22 protein-coding genes are annotated in these 26630 nt (G+C 69.5%); 9 read left to right on the forward strand and 13 right to left on the reverse strand.

The genetic code is table 11. The features are described from left to right. Positions 1 to 153 precede the first annotated feature (153 nt). On the forward strand, positions 154 to 1035 hold the full coding sequence (locus tag AC1Q5A_RS10185; protein WP_492700599.1) for a YbaY family lipoprotein: 882 nt from the start codon (positions 154 to 156) through the stop codon (positions 1033 to 1035). Positions 1036 to 1113: 78 nt separating this feature from the next. Here AC1Q5A_RS10185 and AC1Q5A_RS10190 read toward each other — a convergent pair whose 3' ends face one another. The 4 genes from AC1Q5A_RS10190 to mnmG all read right to left on the reverse strand — a co-directional run bounded on the left by AC1Q5A_RS10190 (position 1114) and on the right by mnmG (position 8463). Beyond that, positions 1114 to 2961 carry an autotransporter outer membrane beta-barrel domain-containing protein gene (locus tag AC1Q5A_RS10190; RefSeq protein WP_492700600.1) on the reverse strand — a complete coding sequence of 616 codons (1848 nt, stop codon included), beginning with the start codon at positions 2959 to 2961 and terminating at the stop codon, positions 1114 to 1116. 112 nt (positions 2962 to 3073) lie between these two features. After that, positions 3074 to 5401, reverse strand: a complete 2328-nt coding sequence (locus tag AC1Q5A_RS10195; RefSeq protein ID WP_492700601.1) for a Tex family protein — start codon at positions 5399 to 5401, stop codon at positions 3074 to 3076. Positions 5402 to 5751: 350 nt separating this feature from the next. Further along, positions 5752 to 6522, reverse strand: a complete 771-nt coding sequence (locus tag AC1Q5A_RS10200) for an RDD family protein (RefSeq protein WP_492700602.1) — start codon at positions 6520 to 6522, stop codon at positions 5752 to 5754. A gap of 63 nt (positions 6523 to 6585) precedes the next feature. Further along, on the reverse strand, positions 6586 to 8463 hold the full coding sequence (gene mnmG, locus AC1Q5A_RS10205; protein WP_492700603.1) for a tRNA uridine-5-carboxymethylaminomethyl(34) synthesis enzyme MnmG: 1878 nt from the start codon (positions 8461 to 8463) through the stop codon (positions 6586 to 6588). 600 nt (positions 8464 to 9063) lie between these two features. Here mnmG and AC1Q5A_RS10210 point away from each other — a divergent pair. Next, the gene (locus tag AC1Q5A_RS10210; protein ID WP_492700604.1) at positions 9064 to 9249 is read left to right on the forward strand and encodes a hypothetical protein; all 186 of its coding nucleotides are present in this window, start codon (positions 9064 to 9066) and stop codon (positions 9247 to 9249) included. A gap of 89 nt (positions 9250 to 9338) precedes the next feature. On the opposite strand, the gene pepN is transcribed toward AC1Q5A_RS10210, so the two are convergent. Continuing rightward, positions 9339 to 11987, reverse strand: a complete 2649-nt coding sequence (pepN, locus tag AC1Q5A_RS10215) for an aminopeptidase N (RefSeq protein ID WP_492700605.1) — start codon at positions 11985 to 11987, stop codon at positions 9339 to 9341. A gap of 68 nt (positions 11988 to 12055) precedes the next feature. On the opposite strand from pepN, the gene AC1Q5A_RS10220 reads away from it, so the two are divergent. Both AC1Q5A_RS10220 and AC1Q5A_RS10225 read left to right on the forward strand, forming a co-directional pair. After that, positions 12056 to 13057 (forward strand): aldose 1-epimerase, encoded by a 1002-nt coding sequence (locus AC1Q5A_RS10220; RefSeq protein ID WP_492700606.1) that lies wholly within the window; start codon positions 12056 to 12058, stop codon positions 13055 to 13057. Beyond that, positions 13057 to 14004, forward strand: a complete 948-nt coding sequence (locus AC1Q5A_RS10225) for a pyridoxal-phosphate dependent enzyme (protein ID WP_492700607.1) — start codon at positions 13057 to 13059, stop codon at positions 14002 to 14004. The genes AC1Q5A_RS10220 and AC1Q5A_RS10225 overlap by 1 nt, the downstream gene beginning before the upstream one ends. Before the next feature lie 13 nt (positions 14005 to 14017). Here the strand turns inward: AC1Q5A_RS10225 and AC1Q5A_RS10230 are convergent, their stop codons facing one another. Then, complete coding sequence (locus AC1Q5A_RS10230) at positions 14018 to 15136, reverse strand: sterol desaturase family protein (protein WP_492700608.1); 1119 nt, start codon at positions 15134 to 15136, stop codon at positions 14018 to 14020. Between the two features lie 68 nt (positions 15137 to 15204). After that, positions 15205 to 16086 carry a DMT family transporter gene (locus AC1Q5A_RS10235; RefSeq protein WP_492700609.1) on the reverse strand — a complete coding sequence of 294 codons (882 nt, stop codon included), beginning with the start codon at positions 16084 to 16086 and terminating at the stop codon, positions 15205 to 15207. Positions 16087 to 16165: 79 nt separating this feature from the next. On the opposite strand from AC1Q5A_RS10235, the gene AC1Q5A_RS10240 reads away from it, so the two are divergent. From AC1Q5A_RS10240 to AC1Q5A_RS10250, 3 genes are all read left to right on the forward strand, one after another. After that, positions 16166 to 16744 carry a DNA-3-methyladenine glycosylase I gene (locus AC1Q5A_RS10240; RefSeq protein ID WP_492700610.1) on the forward strand — a complete coding sequence of 193 codons (579 nt, stop codon included), beginning with the start codon at positions 16166 to 16168 and terminating at the stop codon, positions 16742 to 16744. A 303-nt stretch (positions 16745 to 17047) separates the two neighbouring features. Then, on the forward strand, positions 17048 to 17842 hold the full coding sequence (locus AC1Q5A_RS10245; RefSeq protein WP_492700611.1) for a hypothetical protein: 795 nt from the start codon (positions 17048 to 17050) through the stop codon (positions 17840 to 17842). A gap of 90 nt (positions 17843 to 17932) precedes the next feature. Next, on the forward strand, positions 17933 to 18781 hold the full coding sequence (locus tag AC1Q5A_RS10250; protein WP_492700612.1) for a transporter: 849 nt from the start codon (positions 17933 to 17935) through the stop codon (positions 18779 to 18781). A gap of 293 nt (positions 18782 to 19074) precedes the next feature. Here the strand turns inward: AC1Q5A_RS10250 and bioC are convergent, their stop codons facing one another. The 5 genes from bioC to bioB form a co-directional block, all read right to left on the reverse strand. Beyond that, positions 19075 to 19953 (reverse strand): malonyl-ACP O-methyltransferase BioC, encoded by an 879-nt coding sequence (gene bioC / locus AC1Q5A_RS10255; protein ID WP_492700613.1) that lies wholly within the window; start codon positions 19951 to 19953, stop codon positions 19075 to 19077. Continuing rightward, positions 19950 to 20735, reverse strand: a complete 786-nt coding sequence (gene bioH / locus AC1Q5A_RS10260) for a pimeloyl-ACP methyl ester esterase BioH (protein ID WP_492700614.1) — start codon at positions 20733 to 20735, stop codon at positions 19950 to 19952. The genes bioC and bioH overlap by 4 nt, the downstream gene beginning before the upstream one ends. Beyond that, positions 20732 to 21475, reverse strand: a complete 744-nt coding sequence (locus tag AC1Q5A_RS10265) for a sulfurtransferase (RefSeq protein WP_492700615.1) — start codon at positions 21473 to 21475, stop codon at positions 20732 to 20734. Before AC1Q5A_RS10265 ends, bioH begins: the two co-directional genes overlap by 4 nt. A gap of 28 nt (positions 21476 to 21503) precedes the next feature. Beyond that, positions 21504 to 22733 carry an 8-amino-7-oxononanoate synthase gene (gene bioF, locus AC1Q5A_RS10270; RefSeq protein ID WP_492700616.1) on the reverse strand — a complete coding sequence of 410 codons (1230 nt, stop codon included), beginning with the start codon at positions 22731 to 22733 and terminating at the stop codon, positions 21504 to 21506. 133 nt (positions 22734 to 22866) lie between these two features. Further along, positions 22867 to 23910, reverse strand: a complete 1044-nt coding sequence (bioB, locus tag AC1Q5A_RS10275; RefSeq protein WP_492700617.1) for a biotin synthase BioB — start codon at positions 23908 to 23910, stop codon at positions 22867 to 22869. A gap of 154 nt (positions 23911 to 24064) precedes the next feature. Between bioB and AC1Q5A_RS10280 the strand changes: the two genes are divergently transcribed. After that, positions 24065 to 24271: a hypothetical protein gene (locus AC1Q5A_RS10280; protein WP_114343033.1), complete on the forward strand. Its 207-nt coding sequence runs from the start codon at positions 24065 to 24067 to the stop codon at positions 24269 to 24271. 13 nt (positions 24272 to 24284) lie between these two features. After that, the gene (locus tag AC1Q5A_RS10285) at positions 24285 to 25013 is read left to right on the forward strand and encodes a ComF family protein (protein WP_492700618.1); all 729 of its coding nucleotides are present in this window, start codon (positions 24285 to 24287) and stop codon (positions 25011 to 25013) included. On the opposite strand, the gene AC1Q5A_RS10290 is transcribed toward AC1Q5A_RS10285, so the two are convergent. Then, positions 24994 to 26553: a CehA/McbA family metallohydrolase gene (locus AC1Q5A_RS10290; protein WP_492700619.1), complete on the reverse strand. Its 1560-nt coding sequence runs from the start codon at positions 26551 to 26553 to the stop codon at positions 24994 to 24996. The two genes, AC1Q5A_RS10285 and AC1Q5A_RS10290, sit on opposite strands and share 20 nt — an antisense overlap. Between the last annotated feature and the right edge of the window lie 77 nt (positions 26554 to 26630).

The raw sequence follows: 26630 nt of genomic DNA on the forward strand, positions 1-26630 counted from the left end.
TGCCATACGTCTGCGCATGGAAGGCCATCGGATGGGTTGACTTTTCCGCATTGCCATTTTTGGGCTATGCTTGAGACTTCCCCCGCGTAGATGCCGTGGCGCAGAGCGCCTGAACGGTCTCGTGCTTGTTTTTCACCCAGATTGAGGTTTCCCATGCGCAAGACGTTTTTGTCGCTGATGTCCGTTGCTGCACTGGCGCTGGCTGGTTGCAACAACGCCTCCAACTCGACGCAGCCGGCTGAGTCCAATGCGCCTGCGTCCGCCAACACGGCCGGCGCGGCCGCCCCGGTGCCCAGCCAGGTGAGCGGCACGGTTTCGCTGCGCGCCGGCTCGCCGACGCCTTCGGACAAGGCCACCCTGGTGCTGAACCTGGTCGACGTATCGTCCAACGCCGTGGGCTCCGCCCCGCTGGCCAGCAAGACGGCGCCTGCCGGTACCTTCCCGCAGTCGTTCACGCTGACTTTCAACCCGGCCGAGGTGAAGCCGAACGACCTGTACGTGATCCAGGCGACCTTGACCGACGGCGACCGCAAGTATGCGATGCCGATCCAGGCGCCGGTGCTGGCCAAGGGCAGCAAGAATGACGGCGTGGCGATCGAGCTGGCCGCCGAGCAGACGCCCAGCGAGAAGCTGATGGCCGGGTTCAACGAGGTGAAGGCGCAGCTAGGCGGCATGAAGATCAGCCACGGCACCAAGCTGGAGACCGGCGACTCGCGCGGCTGGCAGCTGTTCCGCCAGGCCGGCGAGGTGAAGTTCATTCGCGAAGAAGTCGACTACGGCGACAAGGGCTATACCAGCACCGACTATGCCTACAAGGACGGCAAGCCGTGGGTGATCGTGCAGGAGACCAAGGCGAGCCGCGACGGCAAGCCGAGCGCGACCGATCGCGCCGGCTGGAGCGAGGACGGCTCGCTGGTGCTGAAGCAGCACCAGGCCGGCAGCGGCGTGCAGGCACTGGATGACGCCACCGCGGCAACCATGAAGAAGCAGGCCATGGAGATCCTCAGCCTGGCCACCGGCGGCAAGAACAAGTAAGCCGTACGGACGTCCAGACGTCCGGGCAATAAAAAGCCGCCGGTCTCCCGGCGGCTTTTTCGTTGCCGGTCGACCGGCTCAGAACATCACCTTGAAGCCCATGTTGAAGCTGTTGTACTTCTGGCTGTTGTCGCTGAAGCGGCCGTTGTAGCCGATCCAGCTGGTGACGCTCGGGGTCAGCTTGGCGGACAGGCCGAGGTCGACCGAACCCCAGTTCCGGTCCGGCGTGAAGCCGGGCATGGCGAACGTGCCGTTCATGCTGTTCAGGCCGGCGCTGACCGTGCGCGGACCGGCCTTGTCGTCATGGTTCCACGCCAGTTCGGCGAACGGCGAAAGCACCGTGTTGCCCACGTTCCAGTCGCCCTGCAGGCGCCAGCCGAGGCTGCCGATCAGCGCGTCGCGCTGTTGCCGCCCGAACCACATCGCGCTGCTGTCGTTGCCGTTCTCGTTGTAGCCGCTGACCTTCACGGTCTGCCACTCGATGGTGGCGAACGGGCCGGTGCGCAGGCCGCTCACGTCGAACCACCAGCCGCCGGTGAGGCCGCCGCCCAGATGCGTGCCGTCGGTCTTGCCGCTCTCGCTGCGCCGGGCCGCGCCGACCTGGATGTGGCGATTGATGTCCTTGAAATTGGACTGGCCGAAATCCGCGTAACCGCCGATGTAGCCGCCGCCGACGTGGTAGGTGAGATAGCCCAGCGCGCTGATGTCCTGCATCGTGTAGCCGCCGCGGCCGCCGGAGAAATCGGCGTTGTTGCGGCCGATGCCGAGCGCGAGTCCGGCCGAGATATTGTCGGTGGCGCGGGCATCCGCGCCGAGGGTGAGGTTGAAGTTGTCGCTGTGGGTCTTCGGCGAGCTGTTGCTGGCGTCGAAGCGCTGCATGCCGTAGTCGATGTTGACGAAGGCGCGGGTCTCGCCGCCGGTGCTGTCCATCAGCATCTGCTTGCGCACCACGCGGCCCTGCACCGCGGTGGACGACAGCGGCGCCTCGCCGAGCATGGAGATCTGCTCGGGCGCGTGGATCGTCGCCAGCACGTACTGGCCGAGCATCGCGTGGGCGGCGGCGGTCGGGTGCACGCCGTCGGCGAACAGGTAGGTCTGGTTGGTGCCCGGCGCATAGGTGTATGGCAGGCCCGAGCCCTGCGGGCCGCATTGCACTGAACTGGAGCCGGCGCCGCAGGCCGGGGCGGTGACGTTGCTGAAACCGTAGGCGGACGGGTTGGCGATCACCTCGTTGAGCAGCGCGTAGGTATTCACCGGGATCACGTTCAGGCCGTTGCTGCTGAGCTGGCCGAGGCCGCTGCTGAGCACGCCGTTGTAGAGCACCGCGAGCTGGCTGGCCCCGGCCTGCGTGGCGGGCCCGCCGGCGGCCGCCGACGGGGTCTTGCCGAGGTCGGGCAGGTTGTAGACCACCACGTACTTCGCGCCGGCGGCCTGCAGGCCGCCAAGCACGCCGAGTTCGGTCTGTGCCGCGTTGACGGCGCCGGCGGCGATCGCGCTCGGGTTGGTCAGCGTGCCGCTCAGGTAGAAGATGTCGTTCGCCCCGCCCCAGACCTGGTACAGGGCGTGGGCGTCGGCCTTGCCGCCGTTCGCGCCCAGGTACATCTGCAGCTGTTGCGGGATGGTCGGTACGGCGGCCACGTTGTTGACGAAGCCGGCGCCGCCCCAGGCGTAGTCGGTGCCACCGGCGGCCGACGGAGCCAGCGTGAAGCCGAGGCCCGCCGCCACGTTTTCCGCCGCGGTGGTGCCGGGATTGGTGGTGAAGCGCAGCGGCGGCTGGATGCCGGGCGCGGAGGCCAGCGAGATGTTGCCGCCGTCGCTGAGGCTGTCGCCGAAGACGATGACGTTGCTGAAATCGGTGGCCGCGGCGGCCGTGCTGAACAGCAGGGCGGTGGCGATGGCGCCAGCCAGATGGCGGGTACGAAGCATGCTGACACTCCTGGACCGGGATGGCCCTGTTAGCTTGATGTTACGTTACGGCATTCCATACGGAACCGCATGCTGCAGTGCACCGCCAGCGCAGGCGAGGCTGCACGGGCCTTCAGCGCTTGATCGCCCGCGTCAGCGCATCGGCGAACGCACTGTTGGCCAGGGTGGGCGCAGGCTTCGGCGCGGTGCCGCCCGGACGCGGGCCGCGACCGTCGCGCGGGCCGCCGCGGGCATCGCTGCCGGCGCCCGGCCGGCTGCCGCGCGCCTGGCCCGGCTCGTCGTCCAGCCGCATGCTGAGGCCGATGCGCTGGCGCGGCAGGTCCACCTCCATCACCTTGACCTTGACGATGTCGCCGGCCTTCACCGCGTCGCGCGGATCCTTCACGAAGGTATGCGACAGCGCCGAGACATGCACCAGGCCGTCCTGGTGCACGCCGATGTCGACGAACGCACCGAACGCGGCGACGTTGGTGACGCGGCCTTCCAGGATCATGCCGGGGCGCAGGTCCCTCACGTCCTCGACGCCTTCGGCGAAGCTGGGCGCCACGAATTCCGGGCGCGGGTCGCGGCCGGGCTTCTCCAGTTCCTTGAGGATGTCGCGTACGGTCGGCACGCCGAACTTGTCGTCGGTGAACTGCTCCGGCTTCAGACCGCGCAGGAAACCGCTGTCGCCGATGATGTGGCGCACCTCGCGGCCGCACTGCGCGATGATCCGTTCGACCACCGGGTAGGCTTCCGGATGCACCGCGCTGGCGTCCAGCGGGTTGTCGCCGTTCGGCACGCGCAGGAAGCCGGCGCACTGCTCGAACGCCTTGTCGCCGAGGCGCGGCACCTTCAGCAGCGCCTTGCGGTTGGCGAACGGGCCGTTGGCATCGCGGTGCTTCACCACGTTCTCGGCGACCGAGGCGGACAGCCCGGCCACGCGCGCGAGCAGCGCGGCCGAAGCGGTGTTGACGTCCACGCCGACCGCGTTGACGCAGTCCTCCACCTTCGCGTCCAGCGCACGCGCCAGCTTGATCTGGTTCACGTCGTGCTGGTATTGGCCCACGCCGATCGCCTTCGGCTCGATCTTCACCAGTTCGGCCAGCGGGTCCTGCAGGCGGCGGGCGATGGAGACGGCACCGCGCAGGCTCACGTCGAGCTGGGGGAATTCCTTCGCGGCGAGTTCGGAGGCGGAATACACCGAGGCGCCGGCCTCGCTCACCACGATCTTCGCCAGCTTCGCCTCGGGCAGCTTCCTGATCAGTTCGCCGGCCAGCTTGTCGGTCTCGCGCGAGCCGGTGCCGTTGCCGATCGCGATCAGGCCCACACCGTGCTGCCGGCACAGCCTGGCCAGCGACACCAGTGATTCGCTCCATTGCCGCCGAGGCTCCAGCGGGTAGATCGTGTCGGTGGCCAGCAGCTTGCCGGTGGCGTCGACCACCGCGACCTTGCAGCCGGTGCGGATGCCGGGGTCCAGTCCCATCACCGTCCTGGCGCCGGCCGGCGCGGCCAGCATCAGGTCCTTCAGGTTGTCACCGAACACGCGGATCGCCTCGTCCTCGGCACCTTCGCGCACGCGGCCGAACAGGTCGAGGGTGAGATGCAGGTGCAGCTTCACGCGCCAGGTCAGGCGCACGGTCTCGCGCAGCCAGGCGTCGGCGGCGCGGCCGCGGTTCTGGATGTCGGCATGCGCGGCGACACGGCCTTCGCCCTCGGCATGGCCTTGCTCGCTGTCCGCGGTGGGCGCGAGTTCGAGCTCGATCACGCCCTCGTTGCGCGCACGCATCAGCGCCAGCAGGCGGTGCGAGGGGATCTTGGCGATCGGCTCGACGTGGTCGAAGTAGTCGCGGAATTTGGCGCCTTCGTTCTGCTTGCCTTCGACCACTTTCGCGCGGATCTGCCCCTGCGCCCACAGCCAGTCGCGCAGCTCGCCGACCAGGTGCGCGTCCTCGGCGATCGACTCCATCAGGATCGCGCGGGCGCCGTCGAGCGCGGCGCGCACGTCGGCGACACCCTTGTCCGCGTCGACGAACGACTCGGCGAACATCTCCGGCGACCGGGTGGGGTCTTCGCGCAGGCCCAATGCGAGCGGTTCCAGCCCGGCCTCGCGGGCGATCTGCGCCTTGGTGCGGCGCTTCGGCTTGTAGGGCAGGTACAGGTCCTCCAGCCGCGCCTTGGTGTCGGCAGCGAGCAGGTCGGCCTTCAGCGCATCGCCGAGCTTGCCCTGTTCCTCGACGTTGGCGAGGATCGCGGCGCGGCGTTCTTCCAGTTCGCGCAGGTAGCGCAGGCGTTCCTCCAGCAGTCGCAGCTGGGTGTCGTCGAGGCCGCCGGTGACCTCCTTGCGGTAGCGTGCGATGAACGGCACGGTGGCGCCGCTGTCGAGCAGGTCGACCGCCGCGCGTACCTGTTCGGTCCTGGCGGCGATGTCGCTGGCAATGCGTTGTTCGATGCTGAGCATGAGTTGGCCACGGTTCCCTGGTTGCCGGCGCTGGCCGGGTCGAACCGTCGATGATAGCAAGCCGTCCGGATGCCTCGGTCAGCCGTGAAGAGCCTCGCTATTCGTTGGGCTCGAAGCGGGTTCCGGCGAGCCCGGATGCCGACCCTCGATATCTTGCGAGTCGGCGCGCGCATTCGTCAGGATCGGCTGGCGTCGCGTGAAACCGAGTGCTGGTTGCGCGGACAGTCTCGCCGGAGTGGCCTCGACCACCATGCCGGCGGTGCGTCCGGCGTGCCGCGGTCTGCGTGACCTGAAGGGGCTGCGGCGCGGGATGGCGGCCGATCCTTCGATGCGGCCGCCGCCCGGTTCACTCAGGCGCGGAAGGTGTTGCTGTTGCCTGACGCTGCCTGGTCCGGCTTGAACCCGCTGGCCCGGCCGTTCAATACAAGGGTGCCGCAGATCATGTCGTGCAGGCCCTGCTTGCGCTGGGTCCAGGCCACCATCAGGAAGCCGACGCCCAGCATGATGGCGCTGAGGAATTTGGCGAAGTAGCGTCCGAGCGCGCGCGGAAAGCTGATCCGGTGCCCTTCCAGGTCGGTGACCCGGATGCCCAGCGCCAGCTTGCCCAGCGTGCCCTGCCAGGCCGAGCTTTCGCACGCGGCGAAATACAGCACGCCGAGCACGAGGATCAGCAGCATCGCCGGCCACATGGCGGAGTAGTAGTGCATGTTCGCCGCCATCATGGCGTCGGCGTTGCCTGCCGCATCGAGAGTGGCCTGCTGCAGCGCTGCCTTGGCGGCGTCGCCGCCGAAGGCTTTCTCGATCAGCAGCTGCGGGATGTACAGCACGACCGCGTCGAGGATGTAGGCGGCCACGCGCCTCCAGAAGCCGGCATAGTCCTCCAGCGCGACGGCGGTGGTCTGCGGCAGCGGGGGGACGGTCGGTGCGGCGTAGGGGTTGGCGGTGGCAGGCGTCGCGGTGACCGCCTCGGGGAACAGCACCGACAGCGGCTGCCAGTCGGCGAGGCCTTCATGCCAGGCCAGGTCGGCCGGGCTCAGCTGGCCGCTGCGCAACCACTGGCGCACGTCGTCTTCCTTGTACGGGCCATGCCGTTCGCCGTCGCGGCCGATCCAGATTTCCATGCGTGCGTTCCCGTGTTGGTCAAGGTGCGCATGATGCCATGGCTGGATTGTCGCGCGGAAAGCTCAGGCGGCGGCGCGGCGCTTCAGGTGCACCAGCAGCAGCGAAATCGCGGCGGGGGTGACGCCGCTGACGCGCGCGGCCTGGCCGATCGTGGCCGGCAGCGTGCGCTTCAGTTTCAGCAGCACTTCGGCGGACAGGCCGCGCACCTTGTCGTAGTCGAAGCCGGCGGGAATCGCCATGTGCTCGTGCCGGCGCTGGCGCTCGATCTCCTCGCGCTGGCGCTCGAGGTAGCCGGCGTACTTCACCTGCACCTCGACCTGTGCGGCGACGTCGTCGCGCGCCACCGGCGGCCCCAGTTCGGGCACGCCGGCGAGCTTCGCGTAATCGAGCTCGGGCCGGCGCAGCAGGTCGATGGCGCTGGTCTCGCGGCTGACCGCAATGCCCAGTTCGCGCTCGACCGCGGCACCGCGGGTGTTCGCCGGAGTCACCCACAACGCGCCCAGGCGTTGCAGTTCGCGCTCGACCGCATCGCGCTTGGCGCGCAGCGCGTCGAAGCGCGACGGCGGTACCACGCCCAGCTCGAAACCCTTTTCGGTCAGGCGCAGGTCGGCGTTGTCCTCGCGCAGGTGCAGCCGGTATTCGGCGCGCGAGGTGAACATGCGGTACGGCTCGATGGTGCCGTTGCTGGTGAGGTCGTCGATCAGCACGCCGAGGTAGGCCTCGTCGCGGCGCGGATACCACGGCGCCTTGCCCTGCACCGCGAGCGCGGCGTTGAGGCCGGCGACCAGGCCCTGCGCGGCGGCCTCCTCGTAGCCGGTGGTGCCGTTGATCTGGCCGGCAAAGTACAGGCCGGGGATCGCCTTCGTCTCCAGCCACGGCTGCAGGCCGCGCGGGTCGAAGTAGTCGTACTCGATCGCATAGCCGGGGCGGGTGATGTGCGCGTTCTCGAAGCCCTTGATCGATTGCACCAACGCCAGCTGCACGTCGTACGGCAACGAAGTGGAGATGCCGTTCGGATAGATCTCGAACGTGTCCAGCCCCTCCGGTTCGATGAAGATCTGGTGCGAGGATTTCTCCGCGAAGCGCACCACCTTGTCCTCGATCGACGGGCAGTAGCGCGGCCCGGTGCCTTCGATCTGGCCGGTGTACAGCGGCGAGCGGTCCAGCGCGCCGCGGATGATCTCGTGGGTGCGCTCGCCGGTGTGGGTGATCCAGCAGCTGACCTGGCGCGGGTGTTCGCCGCGCGTGCCGAGGTAGGAGAACACCGGTGCCGGATCGTCGCCGGGCTGCTCTTCCAGGCCGCTGAAGTCGATGCTGCGCCGGTCGATGCGCGGCGGTGTGCCGGTCTTCAGCCGATCGGCGGCCACCGGCAGCCCGCGCAGTTTCGCGGCCAGCGTGCTGGCCGGCGGATCGCCGGCGCGGCCACCGGCGTACTGCGCCTGGCCGATGTGGATCTTGCCAGCGAGGAAGGTGCCGGCGGTGAGCACTACCGCGTGTGCGCCGAACGTGAGCCCCATCTGGGTGACCACGCCGCACACGCGGCCGCCCTCGATGACCAGGTCGTCCACCGCCTGCTGGAACAGTTCCAGGTTCGGCTGGGTTTCCACCATGCGGCGGATCGCTGCCTTGTACAGCGCGCGATCGGCCTGGCAACGGGTGGCGCGCACGGCCGGGCCTTTCGAGGCGTTCAGCGTGCGCCACTGGATGCCGGCGCGATCGGCCGCGTGCGCCATCGCACCGCCCAGCGCGTCGATCTCCTTCACCAGGTGACCCTTGCCGATGCCGCCGATGGCCGGGTTGCAGCTCATCTGGCCGATCGTCTCGACGTTGTGGCTGAGCAGCAGCGTGCGTGCGCCGGCGCGCGCGGCGGCCAGCGCGGCCTCGGTGCCGGCATGGCCGCCGCCGATCACGATGACGTCGTAGTGGGTCGGGTGGCGCATCGGACTGACCTGGGCAAGCCATAAAAGTGACGAAACAGGACGCTATGGTAGCGCCATCAATGCCTTGCGAGCTGGCCTGGATAGGTGGCACGCTTTCTGCTTGAAAAACGCCAGCACTTTCACGGGCAGACGCTGCGCGACCACGCGCGCCGAGATTGAACGGACAGGGGTTCGATCGCGTACCAGGAAAGGAAGCAAGACGGCACCCCTCGGGGTGCCGTCGCCTTTTGGGCCGTCGCAAAATTCACCAGACGCCACAAAGGCGAAGCCCCGCGGCTTGGCAGCCGCGGGGCTTCGTGCTTGTAGATCTGGCGCCCGGCGGTCTCAGGAACAGGGGGAATCCAGGATGACCGTATTGCCGAGCGCCAGAAACCGGAAATCTGCTGGCGCGCCCTGCGCGATTTGGCGCGGAACGTGGGGGGGATAATCGCCGCGAATGCGTGAACATGGGGTGACTGAAAAGGAATTTTCTGCCCGATCGCGGCAGCTGATGACGTGTTGCGTCAGTCGCGTGATAAAGAGCGCAGATTGACCGTGATGAGCATCACGGATGGCACGTCGGTTGCATCCTTTTCCTCGTCAGCCAAGCGAGGGTTTGCCATGGATACCAGCTTCGATTTCCAACCCGTTTATCCGTATCACGACCTGCTGGTCGAACTCGGTCAGGTCGAGATGGCCCTTGACGGTCTGGGCGGGTGCAACGAGAGCGAGCGCGACGCGCTGCAGCCCGGCCTGGAGTCGCGCATGCAGAGCCTGCTCGACGCGCTCGACCATCTGGCCGTCTGAATCCGGCCGTCTTCCGCCGCATGCGTGGGCCGGGCGCCGCGCGTGCCAGATGGTTCCGCGTGGCGGTCCGATGCCACCACTGCGATCACTCAGTGATTCAGCACGCTGTCGACGATCTCCGCCAGGTTGCGGGAGAGCCCCTGATGCCCGGCCAGTTCCATGATCGCCGCACGCGCAGCCTCGCGCCGCAACGGTTCCAGCCGCTGCCAGCCGTTGAACGCCGTGGCCAGCCGCGCCGCGACCTGCGGGTTCAGCGCATCCAGCTCCACCAGGCGTTCGGCCAGCAGCCGGTAGCCGGCGCCGTCGGTGCGGTGGAAACCGCTCGGGTTGTTGCGCACGAACGCACCCAGCAGCGACTGCACCCGGTTCGGGTTCTTCAGCGTGAACGCGGCGTCGCGTTCCAGCAGTCGCACGCGCTCCAGTGCCGGTTCGCCCGGCAGCTGCGCCTGCACCGCGAACCATTTGTCCAGCGCCAGCGCGTTGCCGGCGTGGCGCTCGCGATAATCACGCAGCGCCGCTGCGCCCTGCGGGGCGTCGCCGCGTAGCAGCACGGCCAGCGCGGCGAGGCGGTCGGTCATGCCGGGCGCCGCGCGGTATTGTGCGGCGGCCAGTTCGCCGGCGCCGGCAGGGTCGAGCAGTGCCAGCAATTCCAGCGCGCGGCGCTTCAGCCGGCGGCGCGCCTGGCTCGATGCATCGAGCTCGGTATTGGTATGCGCGGCCAGCGCGGCATACCGCTGGCGCAAGGCCGCGGCGCCCAGCCGTGCGGCCAGCCGTTGCTGCAGGGTCTGGCGCAAGTGATGGATGCGCTGCGGATCGATCGCGGTCTCGCGCTCGGCCAGTTCGATTTCGCCCGGCGGAGTGAGCAGGTCGGCCAGCAGGGCGTCGTCGATGACGGCGTGGTCGAACAACCGGGCCAGCGCATCGCACCAGGCCTGCACGGCGGTACCGGCGCTGCCGTCGCGCAGGCCCTCGTAGGCGCGCGCGGCCAGCTGCTGGCCGGCTTCCCAGCGGTTGAAGCCGTCGGCGTCGTGGCCCAGCAGCAGGGCCAGCTCGTCCGGCGTGTAGTCGCATTCCAGGATCACCGGCGCGGAGAACCCGCGCAGCAGCGACGGCACCGGCACGGTGGCGACGTTGGCGAAGACGAAGCTCTGCTCGGCACGATCGAGCACCACCACCTGCTCGGTGGCGGGTTTGGACGTCTGGCCGTCCAGATGCAGCGGCAGCATGTCGCCGTGCGGCGTGAACAGCGCCAGCTTGACCGGGATCGGCAGCACGGACTCGGTCGCGGCGACGCCGGCCATGTGCTGGGCCAGCGTCAGCGTGTAGGTGCGGGTGGCCGTGTCGTAGCGGCCATGCGCCTTCAGCCGCGGCGTGCCGGCCTGGGCGTACCAGGCGAGGTAGGGCGTGAGGTCGGTGCCGTTCGCCTCGCCCAGCGCGGCAAGGAAATCCTCGAGCGTGGCGGCGCGGCCGTCGTTGCGCGCGAAGTACCGGTCCATGCCGCGGCGGAAGCCGTCCCGGCCCAGCGCACCGGCCAGCATGCGCACCAGTTCGGCGCCTTTCTCATAGACGGTGGCGGTGTAGAAGTTGTTGATCTCGCTGTACTGCGCCGGGCGCACCGGGTGCGCCAGCGGACCGGCGTCCTCGGGGAACTGCGCGCGGCGCAGCAGGGCGACGTCCTCGATGCGCTTCAGCGGCGCCGAGTTCATGTCGGCCGAGAAGCTCTGCTCGCGGAACACCGTGAGGCCTTCCTTCAGGCTGAGCTGGAACCAGTCGCGGCAGGTGACGCGGTTGCCGCTCCAGTTGTGGAAGTACTCGTGCGCCACCACCGCCTCGACGTGGCGGTACTCCTCGTCGGTGGTCGAGTCCGGCGCGGCCAGCAGGCATTTCGCGTTGAAGATGTTGAGGCCCTTGTTCTCCATCGCGCCCATGTTGAAGTCGTGGGTGGCGACCACGTGGAACACGTCCAGGTCGTAGTTGCGGCCGTAGGCCTGCTCGTCCCAGCGCATCGCGCGCTCCAGCGCGTCCATCGCGTAATGGCAGCGGTCGATCGCGTCGGCCTCGGCCCAGATCTTCAGCTGCACGGCGCGACCTTCGGCGGTGACGTAGTCGCGCTCGATCACTTCCAGATGGCCGGCGACCAGGGCGAACAGGTAGCTCGGCTTCGGGTGCGGGTCGACGAAGCGTGCCCAGTGGCGGCCGCCTTCCAGCTCGCCGGCGCCGCCCGGGTTGCCGCCGGCCAGCAGCACCGGGAAGCGCGTGCGGTCGGCGCGCAGGGTGACCGTGTAGCGGGACAACACGTCGGGCCGGTCGGGGAAGAAGGTGATGTGGCGGAAGCCCTCGGCCTCGCACTGGGTCAGCAGGAAGCCGGTATCGCGCGGACCGGACAGGTACAGGCCTTCCAGCGCGGTGTTCGCCGCCGGGCGCAACCGCACGAGGGTTTCCAGCACGCTGCCGTCGCGGGCACCGTCGACTTCCAGCACGCTGCCGTCGTAGCGGTACGCGCTGGCGGGCAACTGCCTGCCGTCGAGCGCGATCGACAACAGCTGCAGGCCCTCGCCGTCCAGCCGCAACGGCGCGCCCTGCGCAGGGTCGCGGCGCAGCAGCAGGCGTGCCAGCACCTCGCTGGCGTCGATGCCGAGGTCGACATCCAGGTCGACCGTCTCGACCCGCCAGGCGGGCGCGCGGTAGTCGCGGAGACGGATCAGGCCCCGAGCGGCGGGTTGCGACAGTGCGTGCATGGAGACAACACAAAAGAATGGGGACTGGACAGAGTAACATGGGGTGTTTCGGCCGCAGGAGAACCCCCGTGGATGCGACGCGATATGCCGCCGGACATGACCGCCTCGGCGGCCAGGACGTCGTGGTGCTGGCCGAGGCCGACAGCGGCCGGCGCGTGCGCATCGCGCGGCGTGGCGCGGCGCTGCTCAGCTTCGATGCCGGTGTTGCCGGGAACGCGCGCGATCTCGCCGATGGTTACCGCGATGCGGCCGAAGTGGCCGCCCGCCCGGGCTCGCGCTTCGCGATCATGGCGCCGTTCGCCGGACGCATCGCCGATGCGCGCTACCGCTTCGACGGCCAGTCGCAGGATCTGCAGCCCGGCGTGACCGGCGCCGCGCGGGCCAGCCGGCACGGCTTCGTGCGCGATGTGGATTTCGACCTCGTGGCACTGGCTGCGGACGATGGCCGCGCGCAGGCCACCCTGACCACCCGCGCGATCCGTCCGCAGCCCGGCTACCCGCATGCGATCGACCTCGCGGTGACGTTCACCCTGGACGCCGGTGGCCTCACCCTGGAAGCATCCATGCGCAACGTCGGCGACCGCGCGGCGCCGTGCTTCTTCGGCTGGCATCCGTACTTCCGCGTGGCCGACGGCGAGGTCGACGACTGGCAGCTGCAGATCCCCGCGCAGACCCTGATCCGCACCGGCGCCGACCTGATCGCGCTGGCCGGCGCGGAAGCCTACGTGGCGCTGGACGATGCGCCGGCGCTGGATTTCCGCGAGCCGCGGCGGATCGGCGACAGCATCATCGACCAGGGCTACACCGATCTCGACGCCGACGCCGACGGCCGCATCCGCACCCGCCTGCGCGATCCGGCCAGCGGCTTCGCCATCGCGGTGTGGCAGGAGCGCGGCGTGATGCATGCGTTCACCGCCGATACGGTGGGCCGCGATCCGCGCCGCTCGGTGGCGCTGGAGCCGATGGAGTGCATGGCCGACGCGTTCAACCGGCCTGAGTGCGCTGCGGCGATCCGGCTCGAAGCCGGCGCCGAGCGCCGCTTCCTTTGTGGTGTGGAGATCGAACCGTGATGGACGCCTTGCCCGGCTTCGACGACATCCGCGACGCCGCCGCGCGCATCGCGCCCTACGCCAGCGTCACGCCGGTGCTGCGCAGCGCCGCGTTGGACGCGTTGGCTGGCGCCGAGCTGCATTTCAAGTGCGAGCACCTGCAGCGCGGCGGCGCGTTCAAGTTCCGCGGCGCCTGCAACGCGGTGTGGTCGCTCGGCGACGGGCAGGCCGCACGCGGCGTGGTCACCCATTCCTCCGGCAACCACGGCAACGCGCTGGCCTTGGCCGCCACCACCCGCGGCATCGCCGCGCACGTGGTGGTGCCGGAAGGCGCGGTGCGCGCCAAGCTCGAGGCGATCGAGCGCGCCGGCGCGGTGCTGCACCGCTGTGCCCCGACGCAGGCGGCTCGCGAGGCGAAGTGCGCCGAGGTGCAGCGCGCCACCGGTGCGGAACTGGTGCATCCGTATGCCGACACCCGGGTGATGGCCGGCCAGGGCACCATCGCGCTGGAGCTGCTGCAGCAGGCGCCGGGGCTGGACGCGCTGATCACGCCGGTCGGCGGCGGCGGCCTGGCCAGCGGGGTGGCGATTGCCGCGCATGGCATCGATCCGGCACTGGCGCTGTTCGGCGCCGAGCCGCTGGGCGCCGACGACGCGGCGCAATCGTTGGCGCACGGCGCGCGGGTCGCCACGGTGGTGCCCGACACGGTCTGCGATGGCCTGCGCGCGCTGGTCGGCGAGCGCAATCTGGACGCGCTGTGCGCGCACCGCGTCGAGGTGATCACCGTCAGCGACGCCGAAACCGTCGCCGCGATGCAGCTGCTGTGGTCCGAGCTGAAGCAGGTGGTGGAAGTGTCCAGCGCCACCGTGCTGGCGGCGATCCTCCGGCAGCCGCAGCGCTTCGCCGGCAGCCGCGTCGGCGTGGTGCTGACCGGCGGCAACGTGGATCTGCAGGCGTTGCCCTGGTAGGCGCGAGGGCGGATCAGCCCGGCACGGATTCCACCGCCGCGCTGCCGCCGGTCGGCGCGTCCTCGTCGGGAGCGACGGCAGGCATATGGCGCGCGAGGGCATGCAGGTCCAGCTGGCCGACCGGGATCGGCGTGTAGTCCGCGCCGAAGGCCACTTCGCCCGGCCGCCAGCCGGCGGGCTGGCGCACGGCGACCCAGAAGCGCTTCAGCGCGGCCCAGTGCAGCCCGATCAGGCCGTAGTCGTTGTCGGCGTCGACGATCGGGTCGCCCACGCCGGTCGGCCGCGGCGGCTCGCCGTACAGCGCCGTGCCGAACAGCACGTCCCACACCGAGAGCACCTGGCCGTAGTTGCAGTTGTGCAGCGTCGGCCGCTCGGGATCGACCAGCATGTGGTGCAGGCGGTGGAATTTCGGGGCGACGAACACGCGGTCGAACACGCGGCCGAAGCCCAGCCGCACGTTGGTGTGCGAGAAGTTCTGCACCAGTTCGCCGATCAGCATCAGCCACGCGAACTGGTCCGGGTCCACGCCGATCACCAGACCCACCGTGGCCAGGATCATCGACTGGATGAAGCCGTCCACGAGACTGCCGCGGTCGTTGGTCCAGCAGCTCATCTGGCGCGTGCTGTGGTGCATGCTGTGCAGCGCCCACCACCACGGAATCGCATGCTGGGTGCGGTGCATCCAGTAGTACACGAAGTCGTAGATCACGTAGTAGACGGCAAACAGCGCGTAGGGATGCTGGTTGAACCAGGGCACCCAGTGGGTCAGCGCCAGCGCCGAGCCGGTGCCCGGATCGACCGCATCACCGCCGCCGCCGAACAGGTGGCTGAAGGGCATCAGCACCAGGTAGGTGAACAGCGGGAAGATGCCCAGCAGCATCAGCAGCGTGTAGTTGCGGTCGACCCGGGTCAATCGGCGGTCGCTCCAGCGCTCGGCGGGAAACCAGGTCTCCAGCGGGCGGAAGATGAGGCCGATGATGCCCACCTGCAGCGCCGCGATCAGCAGCGCGGCGGCGATGTCGTCGGGGTTGCCGCTCAAGCCGTCCAGGTGCAGCGCTTGCAGCGTCGGCACGACGGCATGCGCACTCAGCCAGCTGACCCAGTGAGCCCACAGTTGGGATAGATCGAACATCGACGTTTCTTCGGTTTCGGCAGCTGTGCATCATATCGCCGTGCGAAAGCCCGCACACTGAATGGCGGTCAGGGGCGCCGCCGCGCGCCCACCCCGCTGACCGCGGCCAGGCCCAGCAGCACGAACACGATGCCGAGCAGTTCCATCGGCGACGGCTGCTCGTGCAGGATCAGCCAGGCCAGCAGCACGCTGACGATCGGCACGCCGAGGCTGGACACGCTGGCCACCGTGGTCGGCAGCCGCTGCAGCACGATCGACCACAGCCACCAGGCCAGGCTGGAGGCCAGCAGCACGCTGTAGGTCAAGCCGCCGACGAAGATCCAGTTCCATTCGATCGGGCGCTCCGGCACCGCCAGTGCGATCAGGCCGAGCGCGATGCCGCCCAGCAGCATCTGCCACGCCGTGAGGCTGAGCACCGATGGCGCATGCCGCTGGAACAACCGCTTGCTGAGCACCGTGCCGGCGGCCCAGACGATACCGCCGGCGATCGCCAGCGTGGTGCTGAGCGCGCCGCCCATGGCGCGCCAGGGTTCGATGATGCACAGCAGCCCGAGCGCGGCCAGCGCCAGCCCCAACCAGTGCCGCGCGGTGGGTCGGTCGCCGAGCAGCAGCCAGGCCAGCAGCACCGCCCAGAACGGCATGGTGTAGGCCAGCAACGCCACGTGGCCGGCGCCGCCGTCGAGCAGCGCCCATTGCTCCAGCCCCTGGAATGCGGTGGTCTGGCACAGGCCGATCAGCAGCGTCGGCAGCAAAGGCGGTGGGCGCAGCGATTGCCGCGACAGCAGCAGCGCGGCGAACAGCACGGCGGCACCGAGCAGGAAGCGTAGTGCGGCGAAGTGGAACGGCCCGGCGTACGCCAGCACCTGTTTCATCACGACCCAGCTGTAGGCCCAGATCAGGATGGTGACGAGCAACGCGGACAGTGCGCCGCGTGATGGCGAGGGAGGCATGGGAAACCGGTACGGAGTGAGGCGACAAGTCTAGCGGCCTGGGTTACGTTGTGCGCCACCCATCGACCCTCCGCCAGCCATGACCGAGACCACCGAGCTTCAGCGCTGCCACTGGGCCGCGGGCAACGATGCGCTGATGCGCGATTACCACGACACCGAGTGGGGCGTGCCGCTGCATGACGACCGCGCGCTGTTCGAGTTCCTCTGCCTCGAGGGCGCCCAGGCCGGCCTGTCCTGGCGCACCGTGCTGGCCAAGCGCGAGAACTACCGCAGGGCCTTCCACCACTTCGAGATCGAGCGCGTTGCCGCGATGACCGACCGCGAACTGGAAAAGCTGCTGCTCGATCCCGGCATCATCCGCAACCGGCTGAAGATCTCGGTGGCGCGCGACAACGCAGTCGCGGCGCGGCAGGTGGTCGCGGAGTTTGGCAGTCTGGACGTCTATCTGTGGTCGTTCGTCGACGGCAGGACGCTGCGCAACCGCTGGCGCAACCGGGCCGAGGTGCCGGCCAGCACCGAGTTGTCCGACCGCATGAGCAGGGCGCTCGGGAAGCGTGGCTTCCGCTTCGTCGGCAGCACCATCTGCTACTCGCTGCTGCAGGCTACCGGTATGGTCAACGACCACCTGACGGGTTGTTTCCGCCACCGGCAGGTGTGATCGAGGCGTGGCCAGGTCGTGCAGGAAATTGCGTGCCGGCCGTTGCACAGCGCGGGAAATGTGAGCCCCTTCACACTAACGCGACATGTTTGAACGCCCGCTGTCACGCGGACAAAACGCGTGCTGAATGGAGTGACGCGTGCACTTGTGAATTTCCTGTCCCGCGATGGAAGCTGCGCAGGTCGAAGCCGGTCGTTCGCCGTGTCCAGTGGGCATCGCAGCGGGAATCGAAGCATCGCAGGGGAACAGCAACGCATCTGGCCATGTCCAGTCATCCTTGACCGCAACACTCGGAGGCACTCAATGAAATCACGTCACCTCATGCTCAAGCTGGTCAGTGCCGCCGTGCTCACTGCGCTGGCCGCCTCGCCGGTGCTGGCGCAGACCACCGGCACCACGACGACTACGACCACGACCACCACGACCACCCATGAATCGGTGACGCTGAGCAACCAGTTCGGCACGTTCGCCGGTTCGACCACGAACTCGCAGGCGCTGGTGCAGGGGCTGCGCAACGGCACCGCGATCACGCTCACCGGGCCGGCTCCCACGACAACGACGACGGGTACTACCACTGGCACCACGACGGGTACCACCACCGGGACTACCACCGGCACCACTGCCACGGTATCGACCACCTTCCAGCCGGCCACCGGCCCGATGGGCTACGGCAACGTGAAGATTGCGCTGTCGCTGGCCGAGGCGACGCTCGCCAAGGCCGGTATCACCGACCCGACCGCCGCCGAGGTGGCTGCCGCACTGAACGGTGGCGCCCTGGTGCTGGCCAACGGCACCAGCATCGACCTGAAGGGTGTGCTGGCCCAGCGCGCCGCCGGCGAGGGCTGGGGCCAGATCGCCAAGACCGACGGTTTCAAGCTCGGCGACGTGATGCGCTCGCCGAAGGCGGTCGGCGCCGCCACCGCGAACGGACATGCGCATGTCCACGTGGAAAAGGTCGAGGTGGCCGAGGCGCACGACGTCGATCGTCCAAGCAAGCCCGAGCACGTGGCCAAGGCCGATCGCCCGGATCGTCCTGATCGTCCGAGCCGGCCGGAGCGCCCCGAGCATCCCGATCACTCCGGCCGCCCGGGCGGTTGAGTCAGGCGTTCAACATCATGTGGCAGTTCCGCAGGCCCGGTATGACGCCGGGCCTGCCTTCATCGTTCTAACAGCAAGGAAACCTTATTCATGCGTAACCCACAACACTGGATGATCGTCGGCGGACTGCTGCTGGTCGGCGCGCCGGCGGCTCATGCCGCCACGTCCGACAGCGGCCAGTTCAGCCTCTCCGCCGGCGCGAACTACAGCAGCGGCAAGTACGGAACCAACACGACCACCGACATCTGGTCGGTGCCGGTCACCGCCGAGTACGACGTCGACCGCTGGACGTTCAAGCTGATCGTGCCGTACATCAACATCAGCGGTGCGGACAACGTGATCCCCGGCGTGGGCAAGGTCAAGAACGGCAATCCGCGAGGCCGCGGTCTTGGTCATCTGATCGGTGGCGTCCTTCCCGGCGGTGGCGGTGGCACCAGCACGACCGCCAGCGGTTCGGCATCGGGTCTCGGTGACGTCACCGCTACGGCCGGCTACGAATTGTTCACCAGCGCCGACCGCACCGCCGGCCTCGATCTCACCGGCAAGGTGAAGTTCGGCACCGCCGACGAGAACAAGGGCCTGGGTACCGGCAAGAACGACTACGGCCTCTCGCTCGACACCTACAAGGTGATGGGCGACTGGACCGCGTTCGGCGGCGTCGGCTGGATGAAGTACACCAGCTCGCAGTACATCCAGCTGAAAAACGGTTTCAACGCGAACGTCGGCATGGGCTACAAGCTCGGCGGCAGCGACGACATCGGCGCCTACTATTACTACCGCGAGCGGATCGCCACCGGCGGCGCACCGCAGAGCGAGGTGACCGGCTACTGGAACCACAAGTTCAACGACAGCCTGCGCCTGCAGGCCTACGTGCTCGGCGGTTTTACCAACGCCAGCCCGGACTACGGCGTGGGTGCGTCGCTGAAGTACAGCTTCTGAAGAAACACCCGATGGCCTCGCCTCGAGTCTGAGGCCTGCCCGAAAGTTTCTCCGGGCCCCGGCTCCGTGCGTTTGCACGGAGCTTTTTTCATTCCGGCGATCGCACATGGGTCCATGGAAACCGGGCCAGGATGCGCCAGTCCGGATTTGACGGACACCTTCGATCGGGGACAACTCCCTGCGGAGCGTTGATGCCCAAGCATCGACGATCCGCCGCTGAGTCAAGGCGGGAAGCGGTCAGGCCGTTCGAGCGCCGGGCCACTGGTTGTGGCTGCGCCGCAGGCGCTGTCGAATCAGCGCCGTCGCGAGCCGCGCAGCTGGTCGATCGAGAAGCTGGCGATCTCGGTGCCGCCGACGCGACGCGGCTGGCCCACCGGCGGACCCCAGGCGTGCGCGCTCACCACTTCCCAGCTGGCCGGGATGCGGCCGTCCACGCGCATCGCCTCGTACGCGGCCAGCATGCGCCGGTAGCGCGCCTTGCCGGTGAGGCCGCGTGAACGCGCGCGGTCGGCGTTGGTGGCGCCGAGGCCCTGCAGTTCTTCCAGCAGCTTGCGCGGCTCGCTGTAGGTGAGGGTGTAGCGGAACACGTCCAGTACCGGGTCGCGCAGGCCGGCGGCGAGCATCGCGTCGCCCACGTCGTGCATGTCGAGGAAGCGGCCCACGTGTGGCTGCTGGTCGGCTTCGGCCCAGGCCGCGCGCAGTTCCTTCAGGGTGTCCGGGCCGAAGCTGGAGAACGCCATGAAGCCGCCGGGCTTGAGCACGCGCATGCACTCGCCGAACAGCGCCGGCAGGTCGTCGACCCACTGGAAGCACAGGCTGGAATACAGCACGTCCACGCTGTGGTCGGCCAGCGGCAGGTGGGTGGCCTCGGCGCACACGCGCATGAAAGGCTTCAGCCAGCTGCTGTGCTGTTTCGCGGCGCGCAGCATCGGCAGCGCCAGGTCGAGCGCGATCACTTCGGCCTTGGGATATTTCTGCTTCAGCAGCGCGGTGCCGCGGCCGGTGCCGGCGCCGACGTCGACCACGCGCAGCGGCGTTTCCAGGTAAAAGCCCAGCCGTTCGAGCAGGGCATCGCCCACCTCGCGCTGCAGCGCGTCGTGCTGTTCGTAGCTGCGTGCGGCGCGGCCGAAGTGACGGCGTACCAGGTGCTGGTCGAGTTGGAAGTCGCTCATCGCACTTGCTCAAATTTTGTGGGGGTCAACAGCGGCTGCAGTGCTTGCGCCACCGCGCCGGCGTGGCCGAAGAACGGCGCGTGGCCGGCCTGCTGGATTTCGGTGTACCGGCCGGCGCACTGGCTGGCCGACCAGGCCATCGCCTGCGGCGGCACCAGCCGGTCGCGGCGGCCGCTGACCCAGGCGCTGGGCACGGCGAGGTCGGGCAGGGCGGCGCGGCGGTCGCTGTTTTCCAGGATGCGGATGCCTTCCTGCAGCACGCGCAGGTCGGGTTCGCCATGCGCGAACACCAGCTGGCGCAGATGGCGCAGTTCGCCGCGCGGGTCGGCGCTGCCCATCGCCTCCAGCGCGAGGAATCGCTCGATGGTGGCGTGGTAGTCGGTTTCCAGGTCGCTGGCCAGCTGATGCACCAGCTGGTCGTCGGCGCCGTGCGGCCAGCCGGCATCGCGCACGAATTTCGGCGTGGCGCACAGCATCGCCAGGCCGCGCACCTGCCGCGGCAGCTCCAGCGCGGCGGTGAGCGCGATGGTGCCGCCCAGCGACCAGCCCAGCCAGATCGCCGGTGGCGTCAGCGTGGCGATCGCGGCGGCACACGCACGCGGCTCCAGTGGCAGACCGCAGTCGCGCGAGCGGCCGTGGCCGGGCAGGTCGACCACGTACATCGTGCACTGCGCTTCCAGCGCCTCGACCAGCGGCGCCAGCACGCCGCCGTGCATGGCCCAGCCGTGCAGCAGCACCAGCGGCACTGGGCCGTGTCCGCGCCGGTCAACGTACAGGCTCACGCGTCGGCGCTCCGTGCGGGCAGCAGCCGTTTGTCCACGGCGCCGCGCCCGTCGAACACGAAGCAGTCGCCCTGCCAGTGCGCGCCGTTGGTTTGTTCGAGGTATGTCAGGATGCCGCCGTCGAGCTGGTAGACGTGCTCCATGCCGAGCCCACACATGTGCAGCGCGGCCTTCTCGCAACGGATGCCGCCGGTGCAGTACGAGACCACCGTCTTGCCTTCGTAGCGCGCGCGGTCGGCGGCGATCGCGGCGGGGAAGCCGGTGAAGCTGGCCAGGCGGTAGTCGACCGCCTGCGCGAACCTGCCGGCATCGGTCTCGTAGTCGTTGCGGGTATCCAGCAGCACCACCTCGCGACCGTCGTCGTCGCGGCCCTGGTTCAGCCAGCGCTGCAGGGTGGGCGCGTCCACCCCCGGCGCGCGGCCGCCTTCGGGGCGGATCGCGGGCAGGCGCATGGTGATGATCTCGCGCTTCAGGCGCACGCGCAGGCGGCCGAACGGCACCGTGGCGGAGAGCGATTCCTTCGGCGCGAGGTCGGTGAAGCGTGGGTCGTCGCGCAGAGTGGCCATGAAGCCGTCGATCTGCGCGCGGCTGCCGGCGAGGAACAGGTTGATGCCTTCCGGCGCCAGCAAAATCGTGCCTTTCAGCGTCAGCGTCTCGCAGCGCGCGAGCAGCCGTTCGCGCAGCGCGGGCAGGTCGTCCAGGCTGATGAACTTGTAGGCGGAGATGTTGACGATCGACATGCGGGGGAATCGGCGGAGCAGGCGGCGATTATACGTGGTCGCCGCCGGGCGCCCGGAGCGCGGTCGGCAGGCCCAGCGTTTCCAGCGCGCCCAGCAGCCGGTCGACGTGGGCTTCCTCGTGCGCCGCCGACAGCGTGATGCGCAGCCGCGCCTGGCCGACGGGCACGGTCGGCGGGCGGATCGCGGTCACCAGCAGGCCTTGCCGTTCCAGCGCTTGCGCAACCGCCAGTGCGGTCTCGGCGCCGCCCAGCAGCAGCGGCTGGATCGCGCTGGGCGAGGCCTCCAGCGGCAGGCCGAGTTCGGCGGCGCCGCGGCGGAAGCGGGCGATCAGCGCGGCGAGTTTGTCGCGCCGCCAGGCTTCCGCCTGCGCCAGTTGCACCGCTTCGAGCGCGGCGGCGGCCAGCGCCGGCGGCATCGCGGTGGTGTAGATGTAAGGGCGCGCGAACTGGATCAACCCCTCGATCAGCGCGGCCGGCCCGGCCACGAACGCGCCGCTGCAGCCGAGCGCCTTGCCCAGCGTGGCCATCAGCAGCGGCACCTCGTGCTGGCCCAGGTTCGCCGCGTCGAGGCTGCCGGCGCCGTGCGCGCCGAGCACGCCGAGGCCGTGCGCATCGTCGACCATCAGGGTGGCGCGCTCGCGTGCGCACAGCTGCGCCAGCTCGCGCAGCGGCGCGACGTCGCCGTCCATGCTGAACACGCCGTCGGTGGCCAGCAGCGCCGCCGCGTCGGGGTTCGCCGCCAGCTGGCGTGCGGCGGCGTCCACGTCGGCGTGCGGATAGCGCTTCAGCTCGGCGCCGCTGAGCTTGGCGCCATCGAGCAGGCAGGCGTGGTTGAGCTTGTCCTGCACGCACAACGCCTGCCCCGGACGCGATCCGGGGTCGCCGCGCGCGAGCAGCGCCTGCAGCGCGCCGAGGTTGGCCATGTAGCCGGTGGAGAACAGCAGCGCTCGCTCGCGCCCGGTCCAGACGGCCAATGCCTCTTCCAGCTCGGCGTGTTCGCGACGGTGGCCGCAGATCAGATGCGCCGAGGTGCTGCCGACGCCTTCCTCGCGCGCCGCCCGGGTGAGCGCGCCGACCAGCTGCGGGTGCTGCGCCAGGCCGAGGTAGTCGTTGCTGCAGAACGACAGCAGGCGCTGGCTGCCGCTCTCCAGCCACGGGCCGTCGGCGTGGTCGATGGTGCGCAGGCGGCGGCGCAGGTTGGCGCGTTCGCGTTCGGCCGTCTGGACGGCCAGTCGTTGCAGGAGGTCGGGACGGGGCATGGGTCAGCGCTCGGCGCGGGGTGAAGAGCACCCCCTCCCAGCCTCCCCCTGCGATGCAGGGGGAGGAGCCAAGCCGGCGTCGTGCGCTCTGCTCCCTCCCCTGCTTGCAGGGGAGGGTTGGGGTGGGGTGCTTTTAAGCCGCCGCACTGCAACCGCAACCGTGGCCGCAGCTGTTGGTTTCGCTGTCGACGATGTTTGCATGCACGGTGCCTGTGTTCTCGATCACCTCCATCGGATGCAGATCGAGCCGGCGGAACAGCGCACGATCGGCTTCCACGTCCGGGTTGCCGGTGGTGAGCAGCTTCTCGCCGTAGAAGATCGAGCCGGCGCCGGCGAAGAAGCACAGCGCCTGCACCGCGTCGTCCATCTGCTGGCGGCCGGCCGAGAGGCGCACGATCGACAGCGGCATCAGGATCCGCGCCACCGCGATCGCGCGCACGAACTCGAACGGATCGAGCGGTTCGGCGTCGCCCAGCGGCGTGCCGGGCACTGGTACCAGCTGGTTGATCGGCACCGACTGCGGGTGTTCGGGCAAGTTGGCCAGCGCCTGCAGCAGGCCGGCGCGCTGCTCGCGCGTCTCGCCCATGCCGACGATGCCGCCGCAGCAGGTTTTCAGGCCGGCGTCGCGCACCTGTTCCAGCGTGACCAGTCGATCCTGGTATTCGCGGGTGTGGATGATCTCGCCGTAGAACTCCGGCGCGGTGTCGATGTTGTGGTTGTAGTAGTCGAGGCCGGCATCCTTCAGCGCCTGCGCGTGGCCGTCGCCGAGCAGGCCCAGGGTGGCGCAGGTTTCCAGGCCAAGGTCCTTCACCGCGCGCACGATCGCGGCGACCTTGGGGATGTCGCGGTCCTTCGGGCCGCGCCAGGCCGCGCCCATGCAGAAGCGGCTGGCGCCGGCGGCCCTGGCGGCACGCGCGCGGTCCAGCACCTCGTCGATTTCCATCAGTTTCTGTGCCGCCACGCCGGTGTCGTAGCGCGCCGCCTGCGGGCAGTAGGCGCAGTCCTCGGGGCAGCCGCCGGTCTTGATCGACAGCAGGGTCGACACCTGCACCGCGTTCGGGTCGTGGTGCCGGCGATGCACCGTGTGCGCGCGATGCAGCAGCTCGTTGAACGGCAGCGCGAACAGCGCGGCCACCTCGGCGCGGCTCCAGTCGTGGCGGATGGCGGTGTCGGCCATGAAACGGGTACTCCATACGGGAAGCGCGAAAGTGTGGAAGCCACCCCGGGGCGTGTCAACTCAATACTTGAGCAAATGGTTGACGGGACACGGGCGCATCCCTGCCGTTACCATCGCCTGCTCGTGGAATCACCTGATCGGGGAGTGCGGCGGGATGAGCGAAGGACAAGGCAGTACCGGCAACGTGCTCGCGGCGATCTGCAGTTTCTTCATCCCGGGGCTGGGCCAGCTGGTGCAGGGGCGGTTGCTGATCGCGATCGTCATGTTCGTGCTGGCGGCAGTGTTGTGGATCGTCCTGCTCGGCTGGCTGATCCATCTGTGGTCGATCCTCGACGCGGCGCTGTACAAGCCGGGTCGCTGAGCCGGAGCCCGGCATGGACGCGCTGGCGACAGTCTGGCGGCGCCTGCAGCGCTTCGTGCTGCCGCCGCGCTGCCTGCTGTGCGGCGGCAATCACGGCGACGGCATCGACCTGTGCGCCGCCTGCGCCAACGAATTGCCGCGCAACCGCAGCTGTTGCGCGCGCTGCGCCCTGCCGCTGGCCACCCCGGCGGCGTGGTGCGGCGAGTGCCAGCGCCGCGCGCCGCCGTGGGATGCGGCGTGGGCGCCGTTCCGCTACGGCTGGCCGCTGGACCGGCTGGAATCGCGTTACAAGTTCCAGGCCGATCTGGCCGCCGGTCGGGTGCTGACCCAGCTGTGGCTCGGCGAGCGGCTGCCGCTCAGGCCGCCGCAGCTGCTGCTGGCCGTGCCGCTGCACCGCAGCCGCCTGCGTCGGCGTGGCTACAACCAGGCACTGGAACTGGCCCGGCCACTGGCGCGCGCGCTCGGCGTGCCGGTGCATCCGGATGCGCTGCAGCGCCAGCGCGCCACCGGCGCGCAGACCGAACTGGACGCGGTGGCCCGCCGCCGCAACGTGCACGGCGCATTCGCCTTGCGCGAGGGCGTGGCGTTGCCCGCGCACGTGGCGATCCTCGACGACGTGATGACCACCGGCGCCACCCTCGCCGAGTGCACCCGCGTGCTGCGCCGCGCCGGCGTGCAGCGGGTGGACGTGTGGGCGCTGGCGCGCGCGCCGTCGCCGCGGGTCAATGGCGCGCGGGATTGAGATAGACCGGGTTGCCGATCAGCAGGGGTTTACCGGCATCGTCGCGGATCTCCGCACGCAGCCAGTGCGTGCGACCGTCGCTGGTCCAGTCGAAGCCGATGCGCTGGTCGGCACCCTCGATGGCGGCGTCGACGGCGGGGGCGAACGGCTTGCCGTCGAGCAGCACGGCCAGTCGTTTCCCGGATACCTGGACGGCATGCACTTCGAAGTGGACCCGCGCGCCCGCGTCGGCGCGCAGGACATCGCCCATCGTGGCGTGCTGCCCGCCGCTCTGCGCGTCGAGTTCCAGCAGCCGGTCGCGGCTGCCTTCCACGTCGACGAACACGTGGCCGGCGCGGATGCCGGCCAGGATCGCCGGCATCGACAGCTCCGCCGCGTGCACCACCGTGGTCGGCAGGCCGACCAGGCTGGAGCCGGGCCTGGCCGCAGCCAGCGAGGCATCGTGGTTGTCGCTGCCGCCGATGCCGGTGAGCCGGTGTCCCTGCGCGAGCTGCCGTTCCCAGAACGGCACGCCGGAGAGCGGCGTACCGGCATCGCCGTCGTTGACGATCTCGATCGCCTGCACCTGGGTCATGTCGACCGCCGGCGTGGCGGTCCAGCCGCAGCCCATGCAGTTCTCGCCGCTGGGTCGGACCGGATGGTTGATCGAGAGCAGGCCCTGCAGCGGAGCGACCCGCCGCAGCAGGGCGTTCCAGTCTTTCACCTGGCGGCCGTCGACGCGGAAGTCCACCGGCGCGGTGCTGCCGAACAGGTTGGCGTGGCCGCTGAAGGTGGTGATCTCGCGGCCGGGGATCAGCAGCAGGCGGTCGAAGTACGGCTGCAGCTCGCGCGTCGGGTTCGCCTGCGACACCGTGTTGTGGTCGGTGATCGCGATGAAGTCCAGGCCCTGCCGTGCCGCCGCCTCGACGGTGAGGAACAGCGGGCAGGGCACGCGCTGGCCGGCCTGGCTGGCACAGCTGGCGTCGCTGTGCGCGTCGTGCATGTGCAGGTCGCCGCGGTACCAGCGCGCCTCGCGGCGCAGTGGCGGGTTCAGCACGGCCGGCACCCATGCGGGGTCGTCCGGCCGGCCGAACCAGATATTCGCGGTGTAGCGGGAGTGGCTGTTGCGGCGGATGTTGGGGATGCCCAGCAGCAGGCTCCAGCGGCCCGGGCGGATCGCGCCGGGCAGGTAGGAGGGCGTGGCGTCGGTGGCGGACACGGTGAATACGTGCTTCGAGCCGCCGCTCCAGCCGCGGAAGCCGTCCTGGCCGTGGAAGCCGTCCGGGCCGAGCAGGCCCAGGTCGATCGTGGTGCGCTCGTCGTCGTGGCCGCTGTAGTCGAACTGCACGGTGATGCGGCTGGTGCCCGCGGGCACCTCGAACGGCAGCATGCGGTAGCTCTGGTTGTCCGCGCCGTCCAGTTCGCCGTGCAGGGTCAGATCGGGCTGCTCGTGCCCGGCCCGGCTGGTGGTGGCCTGCACCACGCCGAGCAGCAGCATCAGGCCGGCCAGCAGCAGGCCGGCGAGCAGGTGGTTCAGGCGATGGCGCAGGTGCGGGCTCATGCTGGACTTCCGGTGGCGGTCGATCTCGGGTGGCGGGTGGGTCCGTGGTGCGCGGCCGTTACCCACGCGCAACTCGG

It is taken from the genome of Rhodanobacter sp. GW835-FHT13D09, assembly GCF_058793995.1.

Excerpts from the sequence above, each read along its gene's own strand:
- AC1Q5A_RS10265 (WP_492700615.1), bottom strand. The coding sequence starts at position 21,475 with ATGTCGATCGTCAACATCTCCGCCTACAAGTTCATCAGCCTGGACGAC.
- AC1Q5A_RS10230 (WP_492700608.1), bottom strand. The coding sequence starts at position 15,136 with ATGTTCGATCTATCCCAACTGTGGGCTCACTGGGTCAGCTGGCTGAGT.
- AC1Q5A_RS10290 (WP_492700619.1), bottom strand. The coding sequence starts at position 26,553 with ATGAGCCCGCACCTGCGCCATCGCCTGAACCACCTGCTCGCCGGCCTG.
- AC1Q5A_RS10235 (WP_492700609.1), bottom strand. The coding sequence starts at position 16,086 with ATGCCTCCCTCGCCATCACGCGGCGCACTGTCCGCGTTGCTCGTCACC.
- mnmG (WP_492700603.1), bottom strand. The coding sequence starts at position 8,463 with ATGCGCCACCCGACCCACTACGACGTCATCGTGATCGGCGGCGGCCAT.
- bioC (WP_492700613.1), bottom strand. The coding sequence starts at position 19,953 with ATGAGCGACTTCCAACTCGACCAGCACCTGGTACGCCGTCACTTCGGC.
- AC1Q5A_RS10250 (WP_492700612.1), top strand. The coding sequence starts at position 17,933 with ATGCGTAACCCACAACACTGGATGATCGTCGGCGGACTGCTGCTGGTC.
- AC1Q5A_RS10245 (WP_492700611.1), top strand. The coding sequence starts at position 17,048 with ATGAAATCACGTCACCTCATGCTCAAGCTGGTCAGTGCCGCCGTGCTC.
- pepN (WP_492700605.1), bottom strand. The coding sequence starts at position 11,987 with ATGCACGCACTGTCGCAACCCGCCGCTCGGGGCCTGATCCGTCTCCGC.
- AC1Q5A_RS10210 (WP_492700604.1), top strand. The coding sequence starts at position 9,064 with ATGGATACCAGCTTCGATTTCCAACCCGTTTATCCGTATCACGACCTG.
- AC1Q5A_RS10240 (WP_492700610.1), top strand. The coding sequence starts at position 16,166 with ATGACCGAGACCACCGAGCTTCAGCGCTGCCACTGGGCCGCGGGCAAC.
- AC1Q5A_RS10280 (WP_114343033.1), top strand. The coding sequence starts at position 24,065 with ATGAGCGAAGGACAAGGCAGTACCGGCAACGTGCTCGCGGCGATCTGC.
- AC1Q5A_RS10285 (WP_492700618.1), top strand. The coding sequence starts at position 24,285 with ATGGACGCGCTGGCGACAGTCTGGCGGCGCCTGCAGCGCTTCGTGCTG.
- AC1Q5A_RS10225 (WP_492700607.1), top strand. The coding sequence starts at position 13,057 with ATGGACGCCTTGCCCGGCTTCGACGACATCCGCGACGCCGCCGCGCGC.
- bioB (WP_492700617.1), bottom strand. The coding sequence starts at position 23,910 with ATGGCCGACACCGCCATCCGCCACGACTGGAGCCGCGCCGAGGTGGCC.
- AC1Q5A_RS10190 (WP_492700600.1), bottom strand. The coding sequence starts at position 2,961 with ATGCTTCGTACCCGCCATCTGGCTGGCGCCATCGCCACCGCCCTGCTG.
- AC1Q5A_RS10195 (WP_492700601.1), bottom strand. The coding sequence starts at position 5,401 with ATGCTCAGCATCGAACAACGCATTGCCAGCGACATCGCCGCCAGGACC.
- bioF (WP_492700616.1), bottom strand. The coding sequence starts at position 22,733 with ATGCCCCGTCCCGACCTCCTGCAACGACTGGCCGTCCAGACGGCCGAA.
- AC1Q5A_RS10200 (WP_492700602.1), bottom strand. The coding sequence starts at position 6,522 with ATGGAAATCTGGATCGGCCGCGACGGCGAACGGCATGGCCCGTACAAG.
- AC1Q5A_RS10185 (WP_492700599.1), top strand. The coding sequence starts at position 154 with ATGCGCAAGACGTTTTTGTCGCTGATGTCCGTTGCTGCACTGGCGCTG.